Consider the following 26334-nt stretch of genomic DNA (forward strand, 5'->3'; position numbering starts at 1 on the left):
ACACATCATGAATGCACCGACCGAGGCCCTCAAGGAGGGCGCCGCGCACGGACAGTCCCCCGTGGAGCTTGAACTCTCGGGGATCACCAGGAGCTATCCGGGCGTCCAGGCGCTGAAGGGCGTCAGTTTCGCCGTCGCGCGTGGCAGCATCCACGCTCTTGCGGGGCAGAACGGCGCGGGAAAGTCGACCCTGGTGAAGATCCTCTCGGGCGCCGAGGAGCCCAACGCCGGGACCATACGCCTCGGCGGACAGCTTCAGAGGTTCCGGGAACCCATGGATGCCCAGCGCGCCGGCATCCACACCATTTATCAGGAGCTCTCGCTCGTGCCCTCCCTCTCCGTCGCAGAGAACATCTACCTGGGTCGGCTGCCCCGCAAGCGTGGCGCGGTCGACTGGGCGCGCATGAAGATGGGTGCGCGAGCGGCGCTCGACCGCGTGGGATTCGATCTCGACGTGACCCTCCCCGTTGCGAGTTACTCGACCGCTCAGCAGCAGGCCGTCGAGCTCGCTAAGGCCCTCGACAAGGATGCACGCGTGCTCCTTCTCGACGAGCCGACCTCGACGCTGCCCCTTCCCGACGTCGAGCGGCTCTTCACGGTGCTTCGCTCCCTCTCCGAGCAGAACGTCACCCTGCTCTACATCTCCCACCGCATGGACGAGCTCTACTCGCTGTGCGATGCCGTCACTGTCTTGCGTGACGGCGTCAACGCCGCCGACCTGCGAACGGCCGACTCGGCACCTACCGACGTCGTTAGCGCGATGGTGGGCAAGAACCTCGAGGGGTCGATGGCGGATGCGGCGCTGCGCGGCGAACGCGCTCCCCGGATGGGATCCGGCGCCCGCGAACGAGCCATCCTGTCCGCGTCCGGCCTGTCCGAGGGAGAGCGTGTGAAGGACGTCACATTCGAGCTCCGCGAGGGAGAGGTGCTAGGCATCGTCGGACTGATCGGCAGCGGACAGTCCGAGCTCGCGGGACTGCTCGCCGGTGCACGCGAGCGAGAGAGCGGCCGGCTCACGATCGACGGCAAGCGTGCCGACTTCGCCGCCCCGCGTGATGCGATCCGTCGCGGGGTGGGGCTGCTGCCTCAGGACCGCAAGAGCGCGGGATTCATCCCCGACATGGGCGTCGCCGGTAACGTCACGCTCGCAAGCCTGCCCCAATTCAGCCGGTTCTCGTTCATCAACGGCAAGCGTGAGAACGCAACCGCAACCGCGATGGTCGAGCGGCTAGGGATGAAGGTCTCCAGCGTGCACCAACCCTTGGCCACGCTCAGCGGCGGCACGCAGCAAAAGGCGATCCTCGCCCGGTGGCTCGTACGCAACTGTCGCATCCTCGTCTGCGACGAGCCCACACGCGGCGTTGATGTCGGCGCGAAAGAAGACATGTACGAGCTCCTTCGCGATTTCGCCGCAGGCGGCGGCACAGTCGTCATCTCCACGTCCGAGATCAGCGAAGCAATGATGTGCGACCGCGTACTCGTCATGGCGCGCGGTCGAGTAGTCGCCGAGCTGGAGCACGAGGACATCGACCCCCAAGGGCGCGCGATCCTCTCGCACTTCGCCTGAACACCCCCAAACCTCCCAAAGGAAGATCAATGTCGCGCAACACACTTGACGGAACACAGCGTCGATCGGCGCCGAATGCCGGGGCCGGAGGCCCGGCGGCAGGCCTGCGCTCCTTCGGCAAGAAGGCGCTGCCGAAGAGTTACCTCCTGCTCGTGCTCCTGGCGATCATCGCCATCGGCTACGCCGTCTCACCGGGCTTCCTCTCCATCCGCAACGCGGAGAACGTCATTGCGGCCGCGTCAATCGTCGCAGTACTCGCTGTCGGACAGTTCTTCGTGATTCTCACCGGCGGCATCGATCTCTCGGTTGGCTCCATCCTCGCGATGTCGACCGTCGTTGTCGCCTTGACGCTGCAGACCGGCATGTCTGCGGGGCTTTCCGTCGTGGTCACCCTGTTCTGCTGCGGACTTGCTGGCCTCGTCAACGGCATCCTGGTGGTGTTCCTGCGCATTCCGCCGTTCATCGCAACGCTCGCGATGATGAGCGCGGTCAAGGGACTTAGCTACATCATTCAATCGACGAGCCTCATCCAGATCCTTGACGAGGGATTCATCGAGGCGTTCTCGCGAGGTTCCTTCCTCGGCGTGCGCAATCCCGTCTGGATCTTCATCGCCGTGACGATCGCCGGCGCGGTCCTCGCCAAGTTCACAACCTTCGGCCGGTCGCTGTACGCGATCGGTGGTAACCCGGAGGCCGCCCGTCTGTCCGGACTGCCGGTGGCGCGCAACCTCTTGATCACGTACACGATGTCGGGCGTGCTCGCCGGGCTCGCCGGCCTCATCGCCGCCGCACAGCTGAGGCAAGGCAGTTCGTTGATTGGAGTCGGCTACGAGCTTGATGCGATTGCCGCCGTCGTCGTGGGCGGTGCATCGCTGATGGGTGGCAAGGGCGACCCGATCAGCGCCGTGATCGGTGTGTTCGTTCTCACGACGATCATCAACATCATGAACCTGGTCGGAATCTCTTCCGAACCGCAGCTTGTGATCAAAGGGGCAGTGATCATCATCGCCGTCTTCCTCTCCAGCGCCGGAGGGGTCCAACGGATCTCGGGGTTCTTCGCCAAGCGATTCGGGCGCGCGCAGGCAAGCGCCACCTGAGCGCCTGCCGCCCCCACGACTCATTTTTCGCAGCTAGCCCGGAAGGGAGGTACCCCCATGTCTCCGACAACTCGCGAAAGCCGCGGACCTCGCATGATCGACGTCGCCCGCCTCGCCGGCGTCTCGCACCAGAGCGTCTCCCGAGTAGTAAACGGCTCGGGGGGAGTGAGCCCCGACATCCGCGACCGCGTCGAACGAGCGGTGGCGCAGCTACGGTATCGCCGGCATCCGGCCGCTCGCGCCCTCGCAACCAACCGCACCTTCAGCATCGGGGTGGTGAGCTTCGGCCTGGCGCAGTACGGCCCGTCGGAGGCGCTGGCGGGGATCGCCCGCGAGGCACAGGAAGCCGGATATTCGACGAGCCTGACGAGCCTGCTCGACGTGGATGTCGACAGTATGGCGGCCGCCGTCGGGCATCTGGTCGACGACAGCGTCGATGGCATCATCGTGCTCGCACCGGTGGATGCCGCGTTGACCGCTATGGCGGGTGTCGAGGTCCACGTGCCGCTCGTCCTCTTCTATCCCGGCGCGCACGCCCATGAGCAGCGGGTCGTGACTGACGAAGTGCAGGGGGCGGAACTGGCGACGACGCACCTCCTGGACCTCGGTCATCCGACGGTGCATCACATCAGCGGGCCGGCGGGGTGGCTCGGCACCTCGGCGCGCGTGGCGGGATGGCGTCGCGCTCTCGAGGCCCGCGGCATCCACCCGCCGGCGATCGTCGAGGGCGACTGGACCGCTGCGGGCGGTGCCGCGTGCGCGGCGCAGCTGGCGACGCGCACCGAGGTGAGCGCGGTCTTCGCCGCCAACGACCAGATGGCGCTCGGGGCCATCAAGACGCTCAACGACGCAGGTCGGAAGGTGCCCGACGACGTCTCGGTCGTGGGCTTCGACGACATCCCGGGGTCGGAGTACTTCCGGCCCCCGCTGACCACCGTGCGCTTCGACTTCGCGGAGGCCGGTCGTCGCGCCGCGCACCACATCTTCGAGCTCATTGCGGGCGGAAGACCCGGCCCGGCGGGCCCGGTGCTTCCGGAGCTCATCGTGCGCGGCAGTGCACGCCACCATCCCCTCACGGTCATCGAACAGACCGACGAACAAAGGAGAAATCCATGACTGTCCGACCTCTCGGCCGAACCGGCCTGGGTGTGTCCGAAATCTGCGTGGGCACGAGCGCCCTCGGGGGTTTCCCCGAGCAGTACGGGTACGACGTGGACGACGAGACCGCCGTGGCGACGATCCGGCGCGTGCTCGATGGTCCGTTCACCTTCATCGACACCTCCAACGAATACGGCGGCGGAAACAGCGAGCTGAGGATCGGGCGGGCGCTGGCCGAGCGCGGAGGCATCCCCGCCGGCGTGGTCGTCGCCACGAAGGTCGACCCGATCCGTGGGAGCTCGGACTTCTCGGGCGACCGTGTGAGGCGGTCGGTCGAGGAGAGTCTCGAGAGGCTCGGACAGGACACGCTCCCGCTCGTCTACCTGCACGACCCGGAGAAGATCTCCTTCGAGGAGGGAGTCGCCCCCGGCGGCCCGCTCGAGGCGCTCATCGAGCTGCGTGACCAGGGCGCGATCGGGCACCTCGGGGTCGCAGGCGGCCCGATCGACCTCGAACTCCAGTACCTCGCGACCGACGCCTTCGAGGTCGTCATCACCCACAACCGCTTCTCCCTCGTCGACCAGTCAGCGGAACCGCTCCTCGAGGACGCCGCGCGGCGCGGCGTCGCGGTCGTCAACGCCGCGCCCTTCGGCGGCGGGATGCTCTCGCGGGGGCCGCGCGAGGTTCCGCGCTACTGCTACCAGCCGGTCTCCGACGCGACGCTCGCGCGCGTCCTCGAGATGGAGCGTCTGTGCGACGCGCACGGTGTGCCGCTCGCGGCGGCAGCGCTGCAGTTCTCCGTGCATGACCCGCGCGTCACATCGACGATCGTCGGGATGTCTCGCCCCGAGCGGGTGGAGGAGACAGTGGCGCTGCTCGAGGTGTCGATTCCCGACGCCCTGTGGGATGCCCTACGGCCCCTTGTCGCCGCCGGTCGTGACGGCGTCGACGGAGAAAGCGCACTGGTCGGCCGCTGAGGCGGTGACGCAGGCCACGAGAGAAAGATGGACAATGACGACCAAACGTAACCCCGAACCCGTCGACGTCGTGATCGTGGGCGCCGGCGCCGGCGGTGCCACCGCCGCGAAGGTGCTCAGTGAGGCGGGCCTGAAAGTCGTGGGGCTGGAGCGTGGTCCGTGGCTCAAGCCCGAGCACGCGTCGGGTGACGAGCTGAAGTACCTCAACCGCAACTTCATCTGGCAGGACCCGAAGCTCAAACCCCGCACCTATCGCCCGAACGATCAGGAAGAAGCGGTCATCACCAACTTCTCGGCGACGCCGCAGGTGGTCGGAGGCGGAACCACCCATTGGGGCGGCATGGTGCCGCGAATGGCTGAGAGCGACTTCAAGCTCCGGTCTTTGCACGGCGACGTGCCAGGTGCGAGCCTCGTGGACTGGCCGATCACGTACGACGAGCTCGAGCCGTACTACACGCGTGTGGAGTGGGAGTTCGGTACCTCGGGTCTCGCCGGGGCGAACAAGTGGGAGGCATGGCGGAGTCGGGGATACCCGACGAAGCCGTCACCACTGAGCCAGATCGGCCGCACCTTTGCGACCGCGATGGCGAAGATGGGGCACAGCACGTTCCCGATGCCGCAGGGCATGGTGACCGAGCCGTATCGCGGCCGCGAGCCCTTCAGCGAGAACGGATTCTGGCAGCAGTATCCCGACCCGGGCACAGGGAAGTCCTCGACCCTCATCTCCTTCATTCCCGACGCCATCGCCACGGGACGCTACGACCTGCGCTCAGACTGCTACGTGAGTGAGATCCTCGTGGGGCGCGACGGCCGTGCCACCGGTGTGCGCTACCAGGACGAGGACGGCGACGAGTTCGTGCAGCACGCCGAGGCGGTCATCGTGTGTGGCGGTGGCATCGAGACTCCGAGGCTGTTGCTGATGTCGACCTCGGCGCTCTTCCCGGACGGACTCGGGAACGGCAGCGGGATGGTGGGCAAGAACGCCACGTTCCACCAGTACTCGTTCTCGGTGGGCCTGTTCGACAAGGAGATCCACGACCCGCTCTACGGCTGGGCTGGACACTACATGAGCCTGTGCTCGTTCGACTTCTACGAGACTGATGAGAGCCGCGGCCACATCCTCGGTTCGCTCATCTTCCCCTCGATGATCGGGCACCCGGTCAACTGGAGCTTCCCGGGGCGGCCCAGCTGGGGCCCCGCCGCGAAGGATGCCGACCGCGACTTCTTCAACCACAGCATGAAGATCGGCATGCTTCTGCACGACATGCCTGTCGAGAGCAACCGGGTCGACCTCGACCCGAACGTGAAGGATGCCTGGGGTCTGCCGGTCGCCCGCATCACCCACACACCGCACGCGAACGACTTCGCGCACGAGCGCTGGCAGGTCGCGAAGAACGGAGAGATCCTCGAGGCCGCCGGCGCCTCCAAGGTGATCCCCGTCAACATGGAGCGGATCACGGGGAACACCTCGCACGAACTCGGCACGGCGCGCATGGGCGACGACCCGGCGGCATCCGTCGTCGATCGCTGGTGCCGCTCCCACGAGGTGCCAAACCTCTATGTGTTCGACGCGAGCTTCTTCCCCACGGCGACGGGCATCAACCCCGCGCTGACGATCATGGCGAACGCATGGCGGTGCGCGGACCGGATCCTGCAGGTGGATCGCCACGACTGGAAGAAGCGCTGAGGCGCGGAATCGACAGAAGGAGAGAAGACATGGGACAGGCGGACTGGGTGACGGTGCCCATCGCGACGGATGACGTCGAGGGACCGATTTTCTTCACCCCGCACGAGTGGGACACGATCGAGGCCGCCACGGCGCGGATCATCCCCACCGATCACCATCCCGGTGCTCGCGAGGCCAAGGTGGTGCGATTCATCGATCGGATGCTGGCGGGCACGCAGTTCGTGTTCGCGGCCGCGGACGGCGTGGGCTTTCTCCGGATGGAGGGGCTCGAGGAGCAGGCCTGGCGAGAGCGGATCGACACCCGGCGGGCGTTCTACCGTGAGGGCATCGAGCGGCTCGACGCCCTGGCGCGGGCCAAGGCGAACCGCGACTTCGTCGGGCTCTCCGAGGACGAGCAGGACGCCGTTCTCGAAGAACTCGCCGGAGCCCCCCGCCCTGCTCGGTACTCCGTCTCGAGCGATGCGAATGAGGGGAAGGGCGGGGCACCGGCGGGCAACCAGCCGGTGAACGAGGATCTCCTCGAGTTCTTCCCGCTCCTCGTGCTCAACACCAGGCAGGGGTTCTATGCCGACCCCGTATACGGGGGCAATGCGCATCGCATCGGTTGGGCTGTCGTCGGCTTCGACGGTCCGCCGACGCTGAAGAGCACGATGGACGGGTCGTACACGACGCGGAAGTACATGGTCGAGGGAGCGGAGTGGCCCTACGATCGTCACCCCGAGGTGCTGCGCTACCGGCGCTGAAGCCCGAACCTCCGTCCGGGCTGCCCGTCGGGGGAGCCGGTGCGCTGCATAATGAGGTCATGTCCGCGACTGCAGCCCCGGTTCCCCCGAGGCGGCAGAACACCCGAGAACGACTTGCTTCGCGAGGTCGCGGCGCGCGCATGATCGATGTCGCCCGGCTCGCCGGCGTCTCGCAGCAGACGGTATCCCGTGTCGTCAACGGCGCGACCAATGTCGCCCCCGAGATCCGTGAGCGCGTCGAGACCGCGATCGCCCAGCTGCGATACCGACGCAACCCGGCGGCCTCCGCGCTGGCGAGCAGTCGCACGATGACGCTCGGCGTTGTGAGCTATGAGCTGTCGGTGCTCGGACCATCCGTGGCGCTGTACGGTATCTCGGAGGAGGCTCGCAAGCACGGATACTCGACGCGGCTCGTGACGCTCGGCTCGCTCGACCGGGCGACGATCCAGGGCGCGCTCGACACCATCGGACCGGATGCCGTGGACGGCATCATCGTGCTCGCCCCTCTCTACGATGCTCTCTCCGTGGTTCACGCGCTCGACACCGAGACGCCGATCATCACGTTCGAGCAGGGTGCCCCGGAGAGCGCGACCAGCATCTCGATCGACGAGGTTCGCGGGGCGCGCCTCGCCGTGGGTCATCTGCTCGATCTCGGCCACGAGTCGGTCTTCCACGTGATGGGGCCGGCGGGGTGGATGGCATCCGATGCGCGGTCACGCGGGTGGACGGAAGAGCTCTCGGCCCGCGGGAAGGTTGCCCCGCCTTCATTCCGCGCTGAGAGCTGGTCAGCAGAAGAGGGGTACCGTGCGGGACTGCTCCTCGCCGACCGCGACGACGTGACTGCCGTCTTCGCCGCAAACGACCCTTTCGCGCTCGGGCTCATCAAGGCGTTCGAGCACCGGGGTCTTCGCGTGCCCGAAGACGTCAGCGTCGTCGGGTTCGATGACGTCAAGGAGTCGGCCTACTTCCGACCCGCGCTTACGACGGTCACTCTCGATTTCGAAGCGATCGGACACATCGCCGTGACCCGTCTGCTTGAGATGATGCGCGATGAGGCGCATGGCGACATCCCGCTGATTCAGCCGACGCTCGTCGTGCGCGACACGACCGCGCCACCTCGCTTCCGCCGCTGACGGTCCTCGCGCGCTCGGAGAGCAAGCCGTTCGTGGCGCTCAAATAGCGCTATCTCATGAACCAACGCTGTCGCCCGGTCATGTCTTGAGAAAAACACCTCTGAACAGGTGCTTAATGCGGAGTATTGCACTTCGCCAAGTGCTGCAATACGCTGAGTGAGCGCTAACTTAGCGATGGCAGTGGAGCCGTCACTCTCACGGAAGTGGGCCGGCCGTCTCCGCCGCCCGTACGTACACACCCGGACTACGCCGCCCGCAGACCGGCGCTCCGGTACACAAGGGAGAAACACATGATTGACCCGTTCGCCGTTGTGGCAGTGTCGCCCCGGACCTTCACCGTGAAGAATCCCGGCGATGGTGTCGAGAACGTCAAGCGAATCAACGAGTTCATCGACACGGCCGTCATGGTCGGGGCATGGGAGGGAGCGCCCGTCAAGCTCGTCGTCCTGCCCGAGATGGCCATCCAGGGCATGATCGCCAACACGCCGGGCAACCGGGAGAGGGAAGCTCACTTCGCGGTGACCATCCCCGGTCCCGAGACCGACGAACTCGCCAAGAAGGCCCGGCAGCTCAACTCGTTCATCGCCGCCGAGCTCTACATGGTGAAGGACGACGACTTCCCCGACCGCCACTTCAACGTGGCGTTCATCATCGATCCCAACGGCGAGATCGTCTACAAGCGGTACAAGGCGACGAGTGACGCCTACGAGGGCGGCATGCTCGGCAACATGAACCCGCACGACGTGTGGGATGAGTTCATTGAGAAGAAGGGCAACGGGAACGTCATGGACGCGATCTTCCCGGTCGCCCGCACCGAGATCGGAAACATCGGCATCGCAATCTGTCACGAGGGCGTCTACCCCGAGGTCGTTCGCGGTCTCGCGATGAACGGCGCCGAGATCATCATCCGGCCGACGCTGATCGAGCCCGCCGTACAGAACGGGATGTGGGAGCTGCAAAACCGTGCCCACGCAATGTTCAACTCCGCGTACGTCGTCGCGCCGAACCTGGGACCCGAGTACCGAGAGGACGGGGGAGTACAGGACCTGTTCGGTGGACAGTCGATGATCGTCGGCCCGCGCGGGCAGATCCTCACTCAGCAGCGGGGATGGACGACGGGTGATTCCTTCGTGTGCACGACGATCGACATCGAGGCGCTGCGTCGCGCGCGGGTCGCAAATGGCCTCTACAACCAGTTCAAGGATCTCCGGACTGAGCAATACCGGGCGATCTACGACACCCCGATCTACCCGAAGAACCAGTACCTCGACGCTCCGCCCGAGGAGAACTGGCTGGCGCGTGAGGACGCGACTCGTGCGCAGAACATCAAGACGCTGATCGAGCGCGGAGTGCTGACACCGCCGACCGGCTACGCCGGCTGATCCACCGAGTGTGGGCGGCGGATGATCTCCGCCGCCCACACGCACGCACGCACGCACGCACGCAGAAGAGGAGTACCGGATGCGAGGGGTCGGAATCCTGGGAATGGGTCGGTGGGGTCAGACGTGGATGCGCGTCCTTGCGCAAGAGCCTGGCGTCGAGGTCGTCGCCGTTGCTGCTCGAAGCAGACAAGCAGACGTCAGCTCGCGCAATCCCCTTCTACGCGTCTACGGCGACTATCGCAGCCTCCTCCGCGATCACGGCCTCGATGCCGTCATCGTGACGCTCCCTCCGGGGGAGCACCTTGAGGCGGTACGGCTCGCGGTGGAGCGCGACCTGCCCGTCTTGTGTGAGAAACCTCTCGTCGGGACGCCTTCAGAACTGCAGGACATGATCGCGATCGGTGACCGGGCCGCCGCCACGGTTCGGGTCGACCAGAACTATCGCATGCGCGCATGGGCCCGCACCGTCTTGGACCACCTGCCCACCATTGGCCGACTGCGCCGCGTCAGCATTGAATTCGCACAGCCGGAGCTGACCGACGGTGAGCGCGCGGTGCTCGCACACCCGCTCCTCGCAGACATGTCGATCCACCATCTGGATCTCTTGCGTTTCCTCACAGGGCAGGAGGCTTGTGCGCTCAAGGCCCAGGTCGGCCGCCCCCACGATGCACATGTGTGGGGAATGACTGACGTCGATGCCCAGCTGGTGCTCGCCGAGGGTGCCGAGGTCTCGTACCGCGCCACTTGGGCGGCCCGTCAGCGCCCGACGACGTGGGACGGTGACTGGGTGTTCGAGGGCGACGAGGGAGAGATCTCTGTACGGGATCTGAGCCTACGCATCCAGGCGAACAGGCATCCGCTGCGGATCGTCCCGCCGTCACCCGTGATGGACGACGAGGATCTCCTGGCTGCCTGGCGGGCCTTCGTGTGCGCAATGGAGGGAGAGGAATGTCGGCGCCTGCCCACGATTGCCGACAACGCCCGCAGCCTGCGCCTCGTCTTCGACATCGCGGAGGCCGCGGGCGTGCCAGATCCCGGCGCTCGACTCGCAGCGCCCGGTAGCGCCGGGCCCGCGTCGGCGCCCCGCTAGGCTCCGCCTCCATCGGCGAGATCGGCAGAGGTGCACGCCGAGCGAGGTCTCGGCCGACCTTAGGCTCCCGAGAGATAAGTTCGGTGAAGCTCCTGATCAATCTCCCTGTGGTCCTCGTCGGGGCAGGACTCCCCTAGCCGCCTGACCTGGCCGGGGCGCCAAGTCATACGCAGAGCATCTGTTCGAGTTCCCGGCTATCGGCGCACTCACAGCGCCGACGAAAGTGACGCGCTAGCGCCGCCGGCAGAGCGAAACGGCGTCAGCTGCACCCAGGAGAAGATCACCGCGATCATTGGGCTCAACCACGGGTATCCGTGTTTTCTACAGGAATGGGGATATCACCTGTGGAATCTCAGTACAGAACAGGTCATCGAGATTGACGGCGTCATCGGCGCTCAGGGTACCGTCATCGACTATCTCGACCGGAACCTCTTCCTTGCCTGTTTCGACAGGCTCATACCCAAGGAGAAGGAGCACCTCGCAGCGATGGCAAGCCTCGGACCCAGGCCTATCGATCCGGCGACATTGCAGCGCAGCTAGACGTGAAGGTAAAGAGCGTTGCGTTGCAACGTTCCGGCCTCCTCACGAAAGGAATGATCTTCAACCCCGCGCACGGCGACACAGCCTTCACTGTCCCGCTGTTCGCCGATTTCATGACGCGGAGCCATCAGTAGGTACGCGACCGGCTCAGCCCTCCAGCGGCACGGCCGTCCCGGACACCTGGATGCCACCGACCGACGGCGCGTCCACCTTGAGGATGCTCGGGCGACCGATGTGCCTCCCCTGATGCACTGTGACGTGGAACGGGGCCGGCATCCCGAGGCGGTCGCGCAGGTACGCGCCGAGCGCGGCGGCGGCCGAGCCCGTGGCCGGGTCTTCGGTGATGTCGCCGACCGGGAACAGGTTGCGCGCCTCGATCACCGCACCGTCGGCGACTTCGCCGGCTGCGTGCACCACCGTGACGGTGCCCGTCCAGCCGCGCTCGTCCATCAGCACCCGCAGCGCGTCCGCCTCGTACCCGAATGCGTCGAACCGCTCGAGCGTGCGGACGGCGACCACCGGATGCCAATTCCCCGCGAAGGCCTCGGCGAGTGGCATCCGCGGGTCGAGGTCGTCGGCGTTCAATCCGAGCAGCCCGAGCAGCGGTACGGGGTCGTGGAAGTCGCGGAGCACGGGTTCGACGCTCGTGAAGCCCGCCGCGATCCGGCCATCGTCGTCCCGCGTCGAGACGTGCACGTCGCCCGCGGTCGTCTGGAACACGAACTCCCCCGGCCCCTCGGCCTCGGCCAGAGCGACCGCCGTGGCGATCGTCGCGTGACCGCAGAACGGCACCTCGGCCTCGGGCGAGAAGTAGCGCACCCGCAGCCGGTCCCCGTCGCGGGCCGTGACGAACGCCGTCTCGGGATACCCCAGGTCAGCCGCGATCCGCAGCATGCCTGCGTCGTCGAGGGCCGCGGCATCCAGGACCACTCCGGCCGGGTTGCCGCCGCCCGGTTCCGCGGCGAAGGCGAGCAGGTGCAGGGTGCCAGGGGCATCGGTCATGCGTCGATTCTCCTGGCCGCGAGCCGGGACGTCGCGGGCCAGTTGGCTTTCGGTGGCCACCGGCTAGGACGCCTTCGCCTTCTCGATCTGGTACACCCGCTGCTTGCTGATCCCGAGCACTCGTCCGACGTCGGGAGCGGTGTAGTGGGTACGGAGGGCCGTGACGACGGCGCGACGACGTTCGGCTGCACGTGCCTGCGCGCGGCGCGCTTCCGCTTCGTCATGCTCGGCGGCGACCCACTCGGCGAGCAGCTGCTCCGCCCCGCTGACTTCGAGACGGACGGCGACCTCGGCGGGGTCGACGTCGAGCCACATCGCGGCGACACCCTGCGCTTCACGGTCGACTTCCTCGAGCGAGCGCGCTTGTCCACCTGTGCCGAGCCGGGGGATGTCGAACACCCACCACCGTCCTTCGCGCTCGACAGTCACGTCGAAGGTCTGGATACTCATCGGTTTCCTCTCACTTCCAGGTCGGGGGAAGCGTGACCCCGGCTCTTTCGATCTGTCGCAACACCCCCACCGACACCTCTCGGTGCCCGACTGGAATCGATGCTCTTTGAGATCCGTCGGGAGGCCCTAGAGTTCGTGACTCCCCTGCCCGCCGCGAAACCGGATCCATCCGAGCCGCTTGAGGTGCTTCAGCACCGTCCGCGTCTTCTGGGCTCTCCCTTCGAGAATCTACCCCGGGATTGCCTCGCGTCAAGAGGGGTCTAGCCCGTCGGGCCGACGATTTCACCCGCAGTTCGCCGGGCGTCAGCCGCCGGACCACACGGATCACTGCTGCGACCCTTCAGTGCCGCCGCATCCCCGCAGCGATCCGCGAGTCGAGCACGGTCAGCTCCGCGAGGAGGTCGCTCGCCGCCCACACCTTGTCGCGCTTGCGGCCCGTGATCTCCTGGACGACTCCGGCCTCTTCGAGCCGTGCAAGGGCGGTATAGGTCGCCTGCCCTCTCACTCCCGCGACAGCCTCCACGTCGTCGACCCCCATCACCGGGTTGTCGAAGAACGCGGGGATCAAGGCAGCCGCAGCTGAGCCGCGACGCGCCTCCACCCGTTCCGCCCACTCATCGGGAAACGCCGAAATGCGCCGGATCGACTCGCGCCCGGCTTCCGCCGCCACCGTCGACGCGCGCAGGATCAGTTCGAGCAGGGGCGACGTCCCGCCGTCGCGATAGTCGGTGAGCGCGTCGAAGTAGTCCTCCCGCCGCGCGAGTAGCCCGCTCGCCACCGGAACGACGGTGTTTCGAGTCACATCCCGCCGCCGCAGGATCGCGCCGATGAGTGCACGCCCGATACGACCGTTGCCATCGCCGAACGGGTGGATCGACTCGAACTGCGCGTGCGCGAGTGCCGCCTGCGCGAGAGTCGGGATGTCGTCTCGGTTGGCGAATCGCACGAGATCGTCGAGGAGCTCCCCGACCATCTCCGCGGGCGGAGGAACGTACAGTGCACCGGTCGGGCTGTAGTCGCTTCCGCCGATCCAGTTCTGGCTGTCCCGCAACCGTCCGGCGTAGGGACCTTCGATGAGATCGTCCCGCATGAGGTCACGGTGGGCTCGAAGGATGTCCTCGACAGCGATCTGCCCCGCGCGCCCTGCCGCCTCGACCATTGTCCCGAGGGTCGTCGTGGCGGCGACCATGCTCATCGCGGACGTGTTCGACTTGTTGCCCGCGAGAGCCCGCGCGAAATCCTCAACGGACGCCGAGACTCGCTCGATCTTCGAGGATGCGACTGACTCCGTGCGAATGAGGAAGCGCGCCAGCGCGACCGACTGACCCGTTGCCTCCGCGTCCATCGCGCCCAGCGCGAGAAGCGCGGCTTCGTTCGCGCCGATCAGGTCGGTGGGGATGCGAACGTCCACGTCAGCAATGAAGGGGGGAATGCGCGTCTCGACCGCGCGCAGCATCCGATCCTGCTTACTGCCTCCGCGGCGTTCTTGCTTCCAGGGCACGACTCGCGAACCGTGGGGCGGCCACGCCGCTACAACCTCACCGAGTTCCGGTTCGTTGGGTGGGCTTTCCGGGGTCATAACCTAGACCAATCGCGTCGTTAGTCCATGTTAGAAGCTCTAACCTAGATTAACGGCAACGTTACTCTTGGTTCCGCTTCGATTCGGATGCCAATTCCCCTCCGATTCACCGCCCATCCCGGGTGTCCCGGTCGCGACGGGCGTGCGACAGAGCGCGGGCCGACGGGAAGCCCGACCGTCGCGCGATTTCGGTGGACGAGAGCCCCGTGGCGGCGAGGGCGTCGGCGAGTTCGAGGCGGCGTGCGCGCAGCGCCGAGCGCGGCGTGCTGCCGTGCCGCGCGAAGACGCGCGCCAGGTACTGCCGCGAGACGTCGAGTGTGCGGGCGAGCTCCTCGACCGTGAAGTCGGGATCGGCGGCCCGCTCGGTGAGGACGCGCGTCGCGGCGGCGAAGGTGGCCTGCGCCGAACGGAACCCCGAGGCATCGGCATCAGCTCCGGGACGTCCGGCGATGAGCGCGGCGCACAGGCTCTCGATCGCGTGTCCGAGCGCCGACTCCGCGGCGACGCCCAGGCGGTGATCGCCGTTCAGAATCGCGTTGACGGTGGATGCCAAGGCCCGCCAGGCCGGGCTGTCATCGGCGCCGGGGAGTGGGGCGGGGTGGCCGAGGAGGCTGTGGACGGAGAGGATCTCGATGCGGGCCGTGGGGTGGCTCGTGGTCGCGCTGGACAATGCGGCGTGGGGATAGAGGAGGGCGTCGCCCGCTTCGAGTTCGGCGTTCGTGTCGGTCATGCGGAGGGTCGTCGAACCCTCGGCTTGGAGGACGAGAATCGAGCCTGGGCCCGACTCGTCGAGCGGCTGGATCGTCGCACCCGTGTGCCACACACGCCGGATGGTGAGGGCCGCGACCTCCGCTTCGTCGGCGATCAGGATGGTCGGCACGCGCGGATCGGGGGCCGCGGCGAGGGAGCGCTCGGCGAACCAGTCGATGACAGCGGACCCTTCGACCCGCAGGCTGCGCGCCATGGTGCTCCGATCTGGACGAGACGTACTCCCAGCGTCGGCGCTGACCACCCGCCCTGTCGGCGGGACGGCTGCGGATTCACCCGGTGAATCGCTTGTGCGCTCGGTCGGCCCGGGACGGCACAGTTTTGTCGTCACCCTCGCGGCCGCGGACAACCCGCGCTTGGCCGGGACACGGGGCCGTCGGGATGCTGCGGATACCCGAACCCGAAAGGCATTCCCTTATGTCTCACGATCCCGAAACTTCAGCAACTTCGTCGCCCCGCGCGTCCGCCCCGTCCCGCCGCACGATCCTCACCGGCGCCGCGTGGTCGGTGCCGGTGATCGCCGCGGCGTCCATCGCGCCGATTGCATCCGCCTCGGGCGTGACGGCGCTCGCGTTCGACAAGGCGACGTATAACGGCACCGCGTGCGGAACGATCACCGGTGCGTACGTGACCGTCACGGTGGGCGGTGTTCCGACCGCCGGCCAGAGCGTCACCGTGACGCTGAGCGATGGGTACACGTTCAGCGGCGGTGCGACGACGACCACCCAGGTCACAGGGACGGACGGGCGCGCGAACCTGCCAGCGATCAACGTGCCGGCGGTAGGAGGCAGCGCGACGCTCTCGGCCTCGGTACTCCCGACTACCACCGCGACGGCGAGTGTGACCTCGGCATCCAGTTCATCGACGTGGATAGCGAGGGACAGCCGGACGAGCTCGGGAACCTTCTCCAACGTTCCCACCTCCGCCACCCCACTCGCCGGATGGGGCTACTTCCTCGACGGGACGACTCTCTGGTACAACAACGCCATCCTCGACACCAACGTCACCAAGGTCAGCAGCGGCAGCCTCTGGAACTCCACCGGCGGCCTCGACTGGGTCCAGTACCTCAAGGGATCTACCTGGACCCACAAGGACAATCGCGGTTCATCCGGCACCTTCTCCAACGTTCCCACCTCCGCCACCCCACTCGCCGGATGGGGCTACTTCCTCGACGGGACGACTCTCTGGTACAACAACGCCATCCTCGACACCAACGTCACCAAGGTCAGCAGCGGCAGCCTCTGGAACTCCACCGGCGGCCTCGACTGGGTCCAGTACCTCAAGGGATCTACCTGGACCCACAAGGACAATCGCGGTTCATCCGGCACCTTCTCCAACGTTCCCACCTCCGCCACCCCACTCGCCGGATGGGGCTACTTCCTCGACGGGACGACTCTCTGGTACAACAACGCCATCCTCGACACCAACGTCACCAAGGTCAGCAGCGGCAGCCTCTGGAACTCCACCGGCGGCCTCGACTGGGTCCAGTACCTCAAGGGATCTACCTGGACCCACAAGGACAATCGCGGTTCATCCGGCACCTTCTCCAACGTTCCCACCTCCGCCACCCCACTCGCCGGATGGGGCTACTTCCTCGACGGGACGACTCTCTGGTACAACAACGCCATCCTCGACACCAACGTCACCAAGGTCAGCAGCGGCAGCCTCTGGGACTCCGTCGGCGGCAACAACTGGGCCCAGTACCTTCGGGCCACGGCCTGCTAACCCCGCTCCGCCCCCAGCCCCAGCACCGCCTCGGCGAGTGCCCGGATCCCCGCCGCGACGTCGGCGGCGGAGACGGCCTCGTCGGGGTGGTGACTGATTCCATCGGGGTTGCGGAGGAACAGCATCCCCACCCCGGTGATGGCCCCGATCGCCATCGCGTCGTGACCGGCGCGACTGAACAAGGTCGGGGCCTCACCGCCGATCCCGGCCCGCACGACGTCCTGCAACAGCGGCTCGCAGAACACCGCCGGTGCGGAATGCACCTCGCGTGACCGCCAGCGCAGGCCGCGGCGGCCCATGATGGCATCCAATTCCGCGGAGATCTCGGACCACGTGTGGTCGCGGGTCTCGTCGAACTCGCCGCGCAGGTCGAGCGAGAACACCGCCTCGCCGGGCACGACGTTCACCGCCCCCGGGAACGCTTCGAGCTGCCCGACCGTGCCGACGATGTGGTGCTCGGCGCGGCAGATGCGCTCCACCGCGAGCGCCGCCTCGCTCGCGCCGAGCAGCGCGTCGCGGCGCATGTCGTAGGGTGTGCCGCCGGCGTGCCGAGCCTCGCCCTCGACGACGAGCTGGAACCGCCGCGCTGACGCGATCGACGACACCGCCGCGAGCGGCAGCCCCGCGCGGTCGAGCTCGGGACCCTGCTCGATGTGCGCCTCCAGGTACCCGACCAGCTCCGCAGATCTGCGCGCGGCCTCGCCGACGCGGCCCGGGTCGAGGCCGAACTCGCGGAACGCCTGCCGCAGCGTCGAGCCGTCGGCATCCGTCAGATCCCACCAGGACGGATCCCACTGCCCGGCCACGGCCGACGACCCGAGGAGCGCCTTGCCGAAGCGCGTGCCCTCCTCGTCCGAGAACGCGATCACCTCGAGCGCGAACGGGAACGGACTGGATGCCACCCCCTCGTCGTCCACGCGACGGACCAGCCGCACCACCTCGAGCGCCATCAGCACACCCACGATGCCGTCGAAGCGCCCGGCATCCGGGACCGTGTCGAGGTGCGAACCCATCAACAGGGCCGGGGCGTCGCGGGCGCCGGCGGGGGCCAGGCGACCGACCTGGTTGCCTGCCGCGTCTTGGCGCGTGGTCATGCCGAGCTCGCGCATCCACTCCGCGGCGAGACGGTTGACGCGGGCGTGCTCGGGCGAGAGGTAGACGCGCTCGATCCCGCCGGTCATCGAGCTGACGCGCGCGAGCTCCTCGCAGCGGCCCATCACGCGGCGCGCGGCCGACGCGATGCGCTCGGGCGCGACCTGCAGGCGCGTCCTCATCCGGCGGCCCCGGCCGTGACGGCGGCCCCGTATACGCCCTGCGCGGCCTCGACGCCACCGCCCGCGGCGACCGCCGCGCCGTGACGGCGGAGCACCGTCTCGAGCGCGGCGAGCGTCGTGAGCACGGCATCCTTCCGGGCGTTGTAGCCCATCGTGCCGATGCGCCAGACGCGCCCGTGCAGCGGGCCGAACGACGTGCCGATCTCGATCCCGAAGTCGTTCAGCAGCTCGGCGCGCACGGCGTCGCCGACGACGCCCTCGGGGATCTCGACCGCGACGACGTTCGTCATCTTGTGGGCGACGTCGCCGAAGACGGTGAGCCCCAGGCCCTCGACGCCGGCGAGCATGGCGTCGCCGTGCAGCTGGTGCCGCGCGATCACTTCGTCGCGGCCTTCGAGCAGCAGCACGCGCGCGCACTCCCGCGCGCCGTAGAGCATCGTGGTCGCCTCGGTGTGGTGGTTGAGGCGCCGCGGACCCCAGTAATCCAGGATCATCGCGAGGTCGAAGTAGTTCGAGCGGATGAAGTCGGATGCCTCGGCATCCCCCTCCTCCCGGATCCCCGCCTCGACCCGGGCGCGCGACCGCACGACCTCGACCGCGCGCTCGGACAGGCTGATCGGCGCCGAGCCGGAGGGTCCACCGAGGCACTTCTGCAGGCCCGCGGTCGCGGCATCCAGGCCCCAGGCATCCATCTCGAACGGGTTCCCGCCCAGAGACGCCGTCGCGTCGGTGTAGAACAGGGCGCCGTGGGCGCGGCAGATCTCGCCGATCTCGTCGAGCGGCTGGAGCATCGTGGTCGACGTGTCGCCCTGCACGCACGCGACGACGTGCGGCTTCACCCGCTCGATCGCCTCGCGGATCGTCGAGACCGGGAACACCCCTCCCCACGGCACCTCGATCGTGTGGACCTCGGCGAGCGCGCGCTCGGCGATCTCCTTGAGCAGGTGGCCGAAGCGGCCGAAGACCGGGACGAGCACGCGGTCGCCGGGGCGGATGAGAGACACCATCGCCGCCTCGATGCCGGCGCGGCTCGTGCCGTCGATGAGCAGGGTCGCGTCGTTCTCAGTGCCCCAGACCTGCCGGTACAGCTCTTGCGTCTCGTTCATCGTCGCGGTCATGAACGGGTCGTACTGCCCGACGAGCGGGGCGCCCATCGCGCGCAGGACGCTCGGGTACGCCGAGATGGGGCCGGGGCCCATCAGCAGACGCGCGGGCGGGTCGATCGGGCCGGGGAGGTGGGTCATCTTGGCTCCGTGGTGCGGGGGTGTGACTTCGGGTGGGCGGGGTCGGTGCGTCGCGGTGCGGACGCGCGGGCGTGCGAAACTCCTGAGAAACCGGCCGCGGATGCCGGTGGCACCGGTGCAGCGGCGAGATCGCGCCGGAATCTCAGGAGTTTCGCACGGGGCGACCCGCCGTCGTCGAGCGCGGACGCGCGGCGGGGGTCGCGGAGCGAGCGGCGGGCGGGAGCGGGCGAAACTCCTGATAAACCGGCGGCGGATGGCACGCGGGGGCGGCCGATCGCCATCTCGGCGCAGAAAATCAGGAGTTTCGCTCGGCCGGGCGACGGGGCAACGCGGCTCATCGGCCGGCCTCCGCACCGACCAGCGCCGAAAGGCGCCGGGCCAGGCGGACCAGCGCGATGTCGGTGCCGGCGCGCGACACCAGGCACACGCCGACCGGTGCGCCGGCGACGGTCAAGAGCGGCACCGAGACCGCGGGGAGCCCCGCCACCGCCGCGGGGGCGGTCATGCGCAGGGTCGCCGCGCGGACGGCATCCACGTCGGCGGTGCGCAGGGGCGCGGGGCCGGGGACGGTCGGGAAGATCAGCACGGCACCGTCGACGAGTTCGGCCAGGGCCGCGGCGAGCGGCTCCAGCTCAGCGCGCGCCGAGGTCTCCTGCGCGGCGGTGATCTGCGACGCGATGCGGAACCGCTCCGCCACCGCCGGACCCACCGCCCCGGGGTGCGCGCGCATCCACTCGCCGTTGTTGCGCCAGGCTTCGGCGCCCTGCACGGTGCGGAACGCCGTGAAGGTGGCATCCAGGTCTCCCGTGTGCACGGCACGGAACGGGGGCGGATCCTCGGATGCCGCGAGCGCGGCGAGCATCCGCGAGAACTCGGTGCGGGTGGCGGGCTCGACGCAGTCGAGAATCTCCTCGGGCACGAGGAAGCGCCACGGCAGGTCATCGCCCGACGCGCCGTAGACGTTCTCGGTCGAGGCCGAGCCGTCGTAGCTCAGGCACCAGTCGGCGACGCGCTGGAGGGTCTCGCCGTCGCGGGTGAGCCAGCCGATCGTGTCGAACGACTGCGCGAGCGGCAGCATGCCCTGTCGCGGCACGAGGTCATACGTCGTGCGGAGGCCCCAGAGGCCCTGGTAGGACGCGGGCACGCGGATGGACCCCGCCGTGTCGGTCGCGAGACCGATGTCGGCGTGGCCCAGGGCGACGGCGGACGCCGGTCCGCTCGACGAGCCGCCGGGCAGCGCACCCACGACGGCGCCGTTCGGCGGAGTTCCGTAGTGCACGTTGTCGCCCGCGATCGAATACGCGAACTCGTCGGTGCGGGCGATCCCCCGCAGCGACGCTCCCGCGCGGAGCAGATCGGCGACGGCCGGGGCGGTGGCCTTCTCGGGGCGGGCCTCCTCGAGGAACGTGGGGTTGCCCGCGCCGATGCGGAACCCCGCGATCGCGAACAGATCCTTCACCGCGACGGTGAGCCCCTCGAGTGGCCCCTCCCACGCGCCCTGCTGGAACGGGTCGCCGACGCTGCGCCAGATCGTGCGGTCCAGCGCCGGGGTGCGCGGGGTCACGTGGGCCGCGGTGATGAGCCACTGCCCGCCGATCCGCTGCCACACCTGCGTCTGCAGCCCCCGCCCGCCGCCGCGGAACGCCGAGACCGAGACAAGGAGCGCGACGTCGTCGCCGAGCGGCCGGTAGTGCACCTCGGCGATCTCGCGCGGAGGGACGCCGCCGCGCAGCGCGCGGAACCCGCTGATCGCGTCGTGCCCGACGAGGAGCCCGCCCGTGTCGCCGCGCAGGGTCTGAGGCCCGGGCGCGAAGAACGCGTCGAGCACATCGAGGTCGTTCGCGACGATCGCGCGTTCGTACGCGTCGAAGGCCTCGCGCAGGTCGGCCGGGATCGATGCGCCGACGGCGGCATCGACCGGGACCGCGCCCGAACCCGTGGCATCCGTCATCGCTCGTCCCTCTCGGACGCGGTGTCGGTCGACGGACCGAGACGCGCGATCGTCGTGGCGACCCACCCCCGTCCGCGGGATACCGACGGGGCGGGAGCGGGCGACGGAGCCTCGGTGCGAGCCAAGGCGCGGGCGAGAGCGGGGGTCACGGGGCGTCTCCCTCGGTGTCAGGGGCGATGGATGCCAGGGGCGCGGGCTCCACGGCGGCAACCGCCGCGAAGTCCGCCTCGCGGATGCGGGCGTGCACCCCCGACACGATGTCGACCACCTGCGAGATGTCGAAGTCGGTCGCGGCGCTGAGGTACGCGTAGGCGAGGTGCTCGTCCATGCCCCAGCGGCCCCCGATCAGCGACAACGACGCGCGGACGCACGCGCGCATCGCGGCATCCAGGTCGGGGTCCATGCCGGTCGGCACGAGGTAGTCGGGGGTCCGCACGAGTGGTCCGGTGATGTCTCCGAACGCCGCGCGGGCGGCATCCGCGGGGATCACCTCGAAACGCAGCGTCGCGCGCAGCGAGGCCTCGAGCGCGGTGAGCGCGACCTCGCCGTCGCCCTGCGCGAAGTGCGGATCGCCGACGTACGCGAGCGCCCCCTCGACCTGCACCGGGAGGAACAGCGTCGTCCCCTCGACGAGCAGGTTGATGTCGATGTTGCCACCGTGGGTGCCGGGCGGAACCGAGTGCGGTCGCTCATGCCCGGCGACGGCGACGCCCATCGTGCCGAGGAACGGTGCGAGCGGGAACGCCACCACCGGCGCGGCGCCCTCCGCGAGGGGCAACGTGCCGTGCAGCACCCCGTCCCGTTCAGCGACGGCGGCGAAGACGCTGACGTTGTGCTCTCCGCGGGGCAGTTCGCCCACGAGCGCGCCCTTGCCGTGGCGGTTCGAGATCACGCCGTACGGCACGCGCGGGGCGAGCTGCTCGACCGTGATCTTCAGCAGATCGCCGGGGTGCGCGCCGCGCACGTGCACGGGGCCGACGACGACGTGCGGGCCGTCGGTCATCACGTCACGGGCGACGGATGCCGCGATCTCGATCGCGTCATCGAGCACATGCTCCGCGGGCACACCGTGCGACGCGAAGTACGCCGCCGGGTCTTTGCCCTGGTCGTCGAGGATGCCCTCATGGCTCACGGTGTCGAACGTCACGGTCTCACCCGACGCGATCTCGAGCACCGCGGCGTCGTCCGCGCACGGAAGCCGCCCCCACAGCACCGTCTCAGGCGTCGCGCGGACGTAGTGGTCGCCGGGGATCGGACCGACGCCGGGCTGCAGGATCGGAGCCTCCGCGCCCCCGGGAACCCGCGCGCCGGGCGCCACCACGGCGCTCATGCCTCGACCACCGTGTTCACGAGCTCGCGCCCCGCGCGGAGCGTCACCGGTTCACCGCGGCGGAACACCGACTCGCCGCGCAGCCACGTCTCGCGTACGACGCCGGTGAGCGTCTGCCCGTGCCACGGCGAGACCGGGTTGCGGTATTCGAGGGCCGTGGCATCCACGACGAATTCCTCGTCGGGAGCGAACGCAACGAGGTGCGCCGGGGCGCCGGGAGCGATGACGCCGAGGCCCACGAGACCCGCGAGGCGGGCGGGCCCTGTGGTCAGTAGGGGCAGCAGATCTTCGAGACGGATGCCGCGCCCCCGCCCCGCGGTATGCACCGACGACAGGCCGGTCTGGAGCCCCGCGATTCCGCCCCAGGCCAGGCCGAAGTCGGGGTTGGACTTGAGCTCCACCGTCGCGGGCGAGTGGTCGCTGACGATGGCGTCGATGGTGCCGTCGACCACCCCCGCCCACAGCAGGTCTCGGTTCGCGGCGCCGCGGATCGGTGGGCAGCACTTGAACGCCGCGGCCCCGTCGGGCACCTCGGCGGCGTCCAGGGTGAGGTAGTGCGGGCACGTCTCGACGGTCAGACGCACGCCCTCGGCCTTCGCGGCACGGACGTCGTCGAGCGCCTCACCGTCGGACACGTGCACGATGTGCGCGCGGGCGCCGGTGCGGCGGGCCGCCTCGACGACCCGGCGGATGGCCGCGCGCTCGCTCTGCGGTGGACGCGTCGCCTCGAAGTCGGCGTAGCGCGGTCCGAGCGGACCGTCGCCGTGCAGATGCGCCGGGTCTTCGGCGTGCACGATGAGCAACCCGTCGAACACGGCGAGCTCGGCGAGACACGCCTCGAGCTGGTTCGCGTCGAGGTGGCCGAACTCGTCGATGCCGCTCGGCGAGAGGAAGCACTTGACCCCGACGACCCCGGCATCCGCCAGCGCGCGGAGCGACCCGAGGTTGTCGGGGACGGCACCTCCCCAGTAGGCCACGTCGACCGCGAGCTTTCCCGCCGCGGCGGCGCGCTTGGCATCCAGGGCTTCGGGGGTCGTCGTGACCGGCGAGCTGTTGAGCGGCATGTCGACCACGGTCGTGACTCCCCCGGCCGCGGCGGCAGCGGTGCCGGTGGCGAAGCCCTCCCACTCGGTGCGGCCGGGCTCGTCGAGGTGCACGTGCGAGTCGACGAGGCCCGGCAGCAGCACAGCGTCGTCGGGCAGCACGCGGTCGGCCATCGGATCGAAGACGGTGACGGCGGTGATCTGGCCCTCGTCGATCACGACCGTGGCGGGAGTGAAACGTCCGTCGACGAACGTGCGGCGGGCCGCGATCCTCGTACTCATGCCGATCACGCTAAGTGCCCCGCGTTTCGCCGATGTAACCGTCATCAACATTCATGCGAACACCTGGGCCGTGGATAGGGTCGCGTCGGCGGGGTTTGGGGCGCGATCTTCCGTTTGGGGCGCAGAATAACGCGCCCCAAACGGAGAAACGCGCCCCAATCCCGACAGCCCGGCCCAGCCACGGCCCCGAACCCAGAGCCGGCACACCACAATGTTCCTCACAGCAACATCGCCGACACATCGCGCCACAGCCCCGTAACGCGCGCGGCATAGCGTGGCGGGCATGCACCTCACCGCCTTCAACACCGCGGATGCCGCCGAGGCCGACGCCGTCGTGCGGGTGTGGGCCGACATCCCGGGGTGGGTGGACGCCGTCGTCGCCGGCCGCCCCTACGCGGATGTCGACGCCCTCGCCGCCTACGCCGGAGACCTCGCCTCCGCCTGGTCGCCGGACGACCTCGCACAGGCCCTGCACGCCCACCCGCGCATCGGCGCCACGGTGTCGGGCGAGAACGCCGAGGCCGCGGCATCCCGACGCGAACAGGCCGCGATGACCACCGCCGCCGACGACGACGTCGCCGCGATCGCGGCCGGCAACGCCGCATACGAAGAGCGTTTCGGCCGCGTGTTCCTCATCCGCGCGGCCGGGCGCACGCCGGGCGAGATCCGCGCCGAACTCGAGCGGCGGCTCGGCAACGGCCCCGACGCCGAGACGGTCGAGGCGACGCGGCAGCTCGCCGAGATCGCGCTGCTGCGCCTGCGGACCACCCTCGCCGACGACGCCCCCGACGAACCGGAGCCCGCCGAATGACGCACCTCACCACCCACGTCCTGGATGCCGCGACCGGAACGCCCGCGGCCGGCATCACGCTGACGCTGGCTCACCTCGACGGCGCGACGATCGACTCGGCGTCCACCGACGCCGACGGGCGCCTCGCGCTCGGCCCCGATCGCCTCGACGACGGCGACTACGCGCTGACGTTCGACACCGGCGCCTACTTCCGCGCCCGCGGCGTCGCGTCGTTCCACCCCGTCGCGACGGTGGCGTTCACCGTCACGGGCGAGGGGCACCTGCACGTGCCGCTGCTGCTGAGCCCGTTCGCCTACACGACCTACCGCGGAAGCTGAGGAGCCATGAAGGTCATCGTCATCGGCGCCGGCGTCGGCGGCACCTCCGCCGCCCTCGCGCTGCAGAAGCTCGGCCACGAGGTCGTCGTCTACGACCGGATGCGCGAGAACCGCCCGGTCGGTGCCGCGCTGTCGCTGTGGTCCAACGGCGTGAAGGTCCTCAACTGGCTCGGCCTCGGCCCCCAGGTCGCCGCCCTCGGCGGTCGCATGGACGACATGGCCTACTACGACGGACACACCGGCGACGAGATGTGCCGGTTCAGCCTGGCATCCGTCACCTCCCAGACCGGGCAGCGGCCCTACCCCGTCGCGCGCGCCGACCTGCAGGCGCTCATGATGGATGCCGTGGGCGCAGGCCACATCCACCTCGGCCGACAGCTGGTCGGGGTCTCCGACGACGGCACCACCGTGACGGCGACGTTCGCCGACGGCACGACCGACACCGCCGACCTGCTCATCGGGGCCGACGGGGCGCGCTCGCTCGTACGGGACTACGTCACCGAGCCCAGCGGCATCCGCCCCGAACGGCGCTACTCGGGCTACGTGAACTACAACGGCCTGGTCGACGCCGACCCGCGCATCGGACCGCCCGAACAGTGGACGACGTATGTCGGCGACGGAAAACGCTGCGCCGTCATGCCGGTCGCGGGCGACCGCTTCTACTTCTTCGTCGACGTGCCGGGCCCATCGGGCGTGCTGGAGGACCGCATGGCCGCGCTCGAGACGGCGTTCGGTTCGTGGGGCGCCCCGGGCGTTCGGGCCCTTCTGGATGCCATCGACCCCGACGCCTCGCTCAACCGCGTCGAGATCTGGGACATCGACCCGTTCGACACGTGGGTGCGGGGGCGCGTGGCGATCCTCGGTGATGCCGCGCACAACACCGCCCCCGACATCGGGCAGGGCGCGTGCTCGGCGCTGGAGGACAGCTTCGCCCTCGGCATCGTGTTCGCCACGACCACCCTCGGCGTCGAGGACTCGCTGAAGCGGTACGAGCGGATCCGCACCGAGCGGGCCGGCGACCTGGTGCTGCGCGCCCGCAAGCGCGCGCACGAGACGCACGCGTTCGACGTCGAGGCCACGCAGGCCTGGTACGACGGCCTGCGCCGCGAGGACGGCACGGGAGTGATCCGCGGGATCGTCGGCAACATCGAGGGCAGCCCGGTCGAGCTCGGCGCCAGCGTGCTGCGCTGATCGGGGCCGCGGCGCGGGCCCGCGGGCGCAGGCGCGAGGCCGGACTCCAGAAG

24 protein-coding genes are annotated in these 26334 nt (G+C 69.1%); 14 read left to right on the top strand and 10 right to left on the bottom strand.

The genetic code is table 11. From position 1 onward, the window contains the following. The first annotated feature begins 7 nt into the window (after positions 1 to 7). The 10 genes from AC3E6M_RS00270 to AC3E6M_RS00315 all read left to right on the top strand — a co-directional run bounded on the left by AC3E6M_RS00270 (position 8) and on the right by AC3E6M_RS00315 (position 11448). A complete protein-coding gene (locus AC3E6M_RS00270; RefSeq protein ID WP_138176362.1) occupies positions 8 to 1567 on the top strand; it encodes a sugar ABC transporter ATP-binding protein in 1560 nt (519 codons plus the stop codon). Positions 1568 to 1596: 29 nt separating this feature from the next. Further along, positions 1597 to 2664 (top strand): ABC transporter permease, encoded by a 1068-nt coding sequence (locus tag AC3E6M_RS00275; protein WP_138176364.1) that lies wholly within the window; start codon positions 1597 to 1599, stop codon positions 2662 to 2664. Between the two features lie 93 nt (positions 2665 to 2757). After that, entirely contained in the window at positions 2758 to 3780 is a 1023-nt protein-coding gene (locus tag AC3E6M_RS00280) for a LacI family DNA-binding transcriptional regulator (protein ID WP_138176366.1), read from the top strand. After that, positions 3777 to 4739: an aldo/keto reductase gene (locus tag AC3E6M_RS00285; protein WP_490528737.1), complete on the top strand. Its 963-nt coding sequence runs from the start codon at positions 3777 to 3779 to the stop codon at positions 4737 to 4739. Before AC3E6M_RS00280 ends, AC3E6M_RS00285 begins: the two co-directional genes overlap by 4 nt. A 34-nt stretch (positions 4740 to 4773) precedes the next feature. Continuing rightward, complete coding sequence (locus tag AC3E6M_RS00290; protein ID WP_138176370.1) at positions 4774 to 6426, top strand: GMC family oxidoreductase; 1653 nt, start codon at positions 4774 to 4776, stop codon at positions 6424 to 6426. A gap of 29 nt (positions 6427 to 6455) precedes the next feature. After that, positions 6456 to 7169 carry a gluconate 2-dehydrogenase subunit 3 family protein gene (locus AC3E6M_RS00295; RefSeq protein WP_138176372.1) on the top strand — a complete coding sequence of 238 codons (714 nt, stop codon included), beginning with the start codon at positions 6456 to 6458 and terminating at the stop codon, positions 7167 to 7169. 140 nt (positions 7170 to 7309) lie between these two features. After that, complete coding sequence (locus AC3E6M_RS00300) at positions 7310 to 8302, top strand: LacI family DNA-binding transcriptional regulator (protein ID WP_138176374.1); 993 nt, start codon at positions 7310 to 7312, stop codon at positions 8300 to 8302. Between the two features lie 290 nt (positions 8303 to 8592). Further along, positions 8593 to 9684 carry a nitrilase-related carbon-nitrogen hydrolase gene (locus AC3E6M_RS00305; protein ID WP_138176376.1) on the top strand — a complete coding sequence of 364 codons (1092 nt, stop codon included), beginning with the start codon at positions 8593 to 8595 and terminating at the stop codon, positions 9682 to 9684. Positions 9685 to 9763: 79 nt separating this feature from the next. Next, complete coding sequence (locus AC3E6M_RS00310; RefSeq protein WP_138176378.1) at positions 9764 to 10774, top strand: Gfo/Idh/MocA family protein; 1011 nt, start codon at positions 9764 to 9766, stop codon at positions 10772 to 10774. Between the two features lie 440 nt (positions 10775 to 11214). Beyond that, a complete protein-coding gene (locus AC3E6M_RS00315) occupies positions 11215 to 11448 on the top strand; it encodes a DUF8462 domain-containing protein (RefSeq protein WP_490528955.1) in 234 nt (77 codons plus the stop codon). A gap of 13 nt (positions 11449 to 11461) precedes the next feature. On the opposite strand, the gene AC3E6M_RS00320 is transcribed toward AC3E6M_RS00315, so the two are convergent. The 4 genes from AC3E6M_RS00320 to AC3E6M_RS00335 form a co-directional block, all read right to left on the bottom strand. After that, complete coding sequence (locus AC3E6M_RS00320; protein WP_138176380.1) at positions 11462 to 12316, bottom strand: PhzF family phenazine biosynthesis protein; 855 nt, start codon at positions 12314 to 12316, stop codon at positions 11462 to 11464. A 63-nt stretch (positions 12317 to 12379) separates the two neighbouring features. Next, positions 12380 to 12766, bottom strand: coding sequence for an antitoxin HicB (locus AC3E6M_RS00325; RefSeq protein ID WP_138176382.1), 387 nt, complete (start codon positions 12764 to 12766; stop codon positions 12380 to 12382). 340 nt (positions 12767 to 13106) lie between these two features. After that, positions 13107 to 14177: a Fic family protein gene (locus tag AC3E6M_RS00330; protein ID WP_252371021.1), complete on the bottom strand. Its 1071-nt coding sequence runs from the start codon at positions 14175 to 14177 to the stop codon at positions 13107 to 13109. A 274-nt stretch (positions 14178 to 14451) separates the two neighbouring features. After that, positions 14452 to 15309: a helix-turn-helix transcriptional regulator gene (locus tag AC3E6M_RS00335; protein ID WP_138176386.1), complete on the bottom strand. Its 858-nt coding sequence runs from the start codon at positions 15307 to 15309 to the stop codon at positions 14452 to 14454. A gap of 221 nt (positions 15310 to 15530) precedes the next feature. On the opposite strand from AC3E6M_RS00335, the gene AC3E6M_RS00340 reads away from it, so the two are divergent. Then, positions 15531 to 16838 carry a hypothetical protein gene (locus tag AC3E6M_RS00340; RefSeq protein ID WP_138176388.1) on the top strand — a complete coding sequence of 436 codons (1308 nt, stop codon included), beginning with the start codon at positions 15531 to 15533 and terminating at the stop codon, positions 16836 to 16838. Here the strand turns inward: AC3E6M_RS00340 and AC3E6M_RS00345 are convergent. From AC3E6M_RS00345 to allB, 6 genes are all read right to left on the bottom strand, one after another. After that, positions 16835 to 18112 carry an allantoate amidohydrolase gene (locus AC3E6M_RS00345; protein ID WP_138176390.1) on the bottom strand — a complete coding sequence of 426 codons (1278 nt, stop codon included), beginning with the start codon at positions 18110 to 18112 and terminating at the stop codon, positions 16835 to 16837. The genes AC3E6M_RS00340 and AC3E6M_RS00345 overlap by 4 nt on opposite strands. Beyond that, complete coding sequence (locus AC3E6M_RS00350; protein ID WP_394529626.1) at positions 18109 to 19356, bottom strand: pyridoxal-phosphate-dependent aminotransferase family protein; 1248 nt, start codon at positions 19354 to 19356, stop codon at positions 18109 to 18111. Before AC3E6M_RS00350 ends, AC3E6M_RS00345 begins: the two co-directional genes overlap by 4 nt. 334 nt (positions 19357 to 19690) lie before the next feature. Beyond that, the gene (locus tag AC3E6M_RS00355) at positions 19691 to 21307 is read right to left on the bottom strand and encodes an AtzH-like domain-containing protein (protein ID WP_138173160.1); all 1617 of its coding nucleotides are present in this window, start codon (positions 21305 to 21307) and stop codon (positions 19691 to 19693) included. Continuing rightward, a complete protein-coding gene (locus AC3E6M_RS00360; RefSeq protein ID WP_394529625.1) occupies positions 21304 to 21456 on the bottom strand; it encodes a hypothetical protein in 153 nt (50 codons plus the stop codon). The genes AC3E6M_RS00355 and AC3E6M_RS00360 overlap by 4 nt, the downstream gene beginning before the upstream one ends. Beyond that, on the bottom strand, positions 21453 to 22637 hold the full coding sequence (locus AC3E6M_RS00365; protein ID WP_138173162.1) for an acetamidase/formamidase family protein: 1185 nt from the start codon (positions 22635 to 22637) through the stop codon (positions 21453 to 21455). Before AC3E6M_RS00365 ends, AC3E6M_RS00360 begins: the two co-directional genes overlap by 4 nt. Then, positions 22634 to 23962 (bottom strand): allantoinase AllB, encoded by a 1329-nt coding sequence (gene allB / locus AC3E6M_RS00370; RefSeq protein WP_171024197.1) that lies wholly within the window; start codon positions 23960 to 23962, stop codon positions 22634 to 22636. Before allB ends, AC3E6M_RS00365 begins: the two co-directional genes overlap by 4 nt. A 283-nt stretch (positions 23963 to 24245) precedes the next feature. Here allB and uraD point away from each other — a divergent pair, with 283 nt between their 5' ends. The 3 genes from uraD to hpxO are packed head-to-tail and all read left to right on the top strand — an operon-like array spanning position 24246 to position 26281. Further along, a complete protein-coding gene (gene uraD / locus AC3E6M_RS00375) occupies positions 24246 to 24773 on the top strand; it encodes a 2-oxo-4-hydroxy-4-carboxy-5-ureidoimidazoline decarboxylase (RefSeq protein ID WP_138173164.1) in 528 nt (175 codons plus the stop codon). Continuing rightward, positions 24770 to 25090, top strand: coding sequence for a hydroxyisourate hydrolase (uraH, locus tag AC3E6M_RS00380; RefSeq protein ID WP_138173166.1), 321 nt, complete (start codon positions 24770 to 24772; stop codon positions 25088 to 25090). The genes uraD and uraH overlap by 4 nt, the downstream gene beginning before the upstream one ends. Before the next feature lie 6 nt (positions 25091 to 25096). Continuing rightward, positions 25097 to 26281 carry an FAD-dependent urate hydroxylase HpxO gene (gene hpxO / locus AC3E6M_RS00385; protein ID WP_138173168.1) on the top strand — a complete coding sequence of 395 codons (1185 nt, stop codon included), beginning with the start codon at positions 25097 to 25099 and terminating at the stop codon, positions 26279 to 26281. The last annotated feature ends 53 nt before the right edge of the window (positions 26282 to 26334 follow it).

The sequence above is a fragment of the Microbacterium sp. SCPM-O-B-15248 (M128) genome (genome assembly GCF_058214835.1).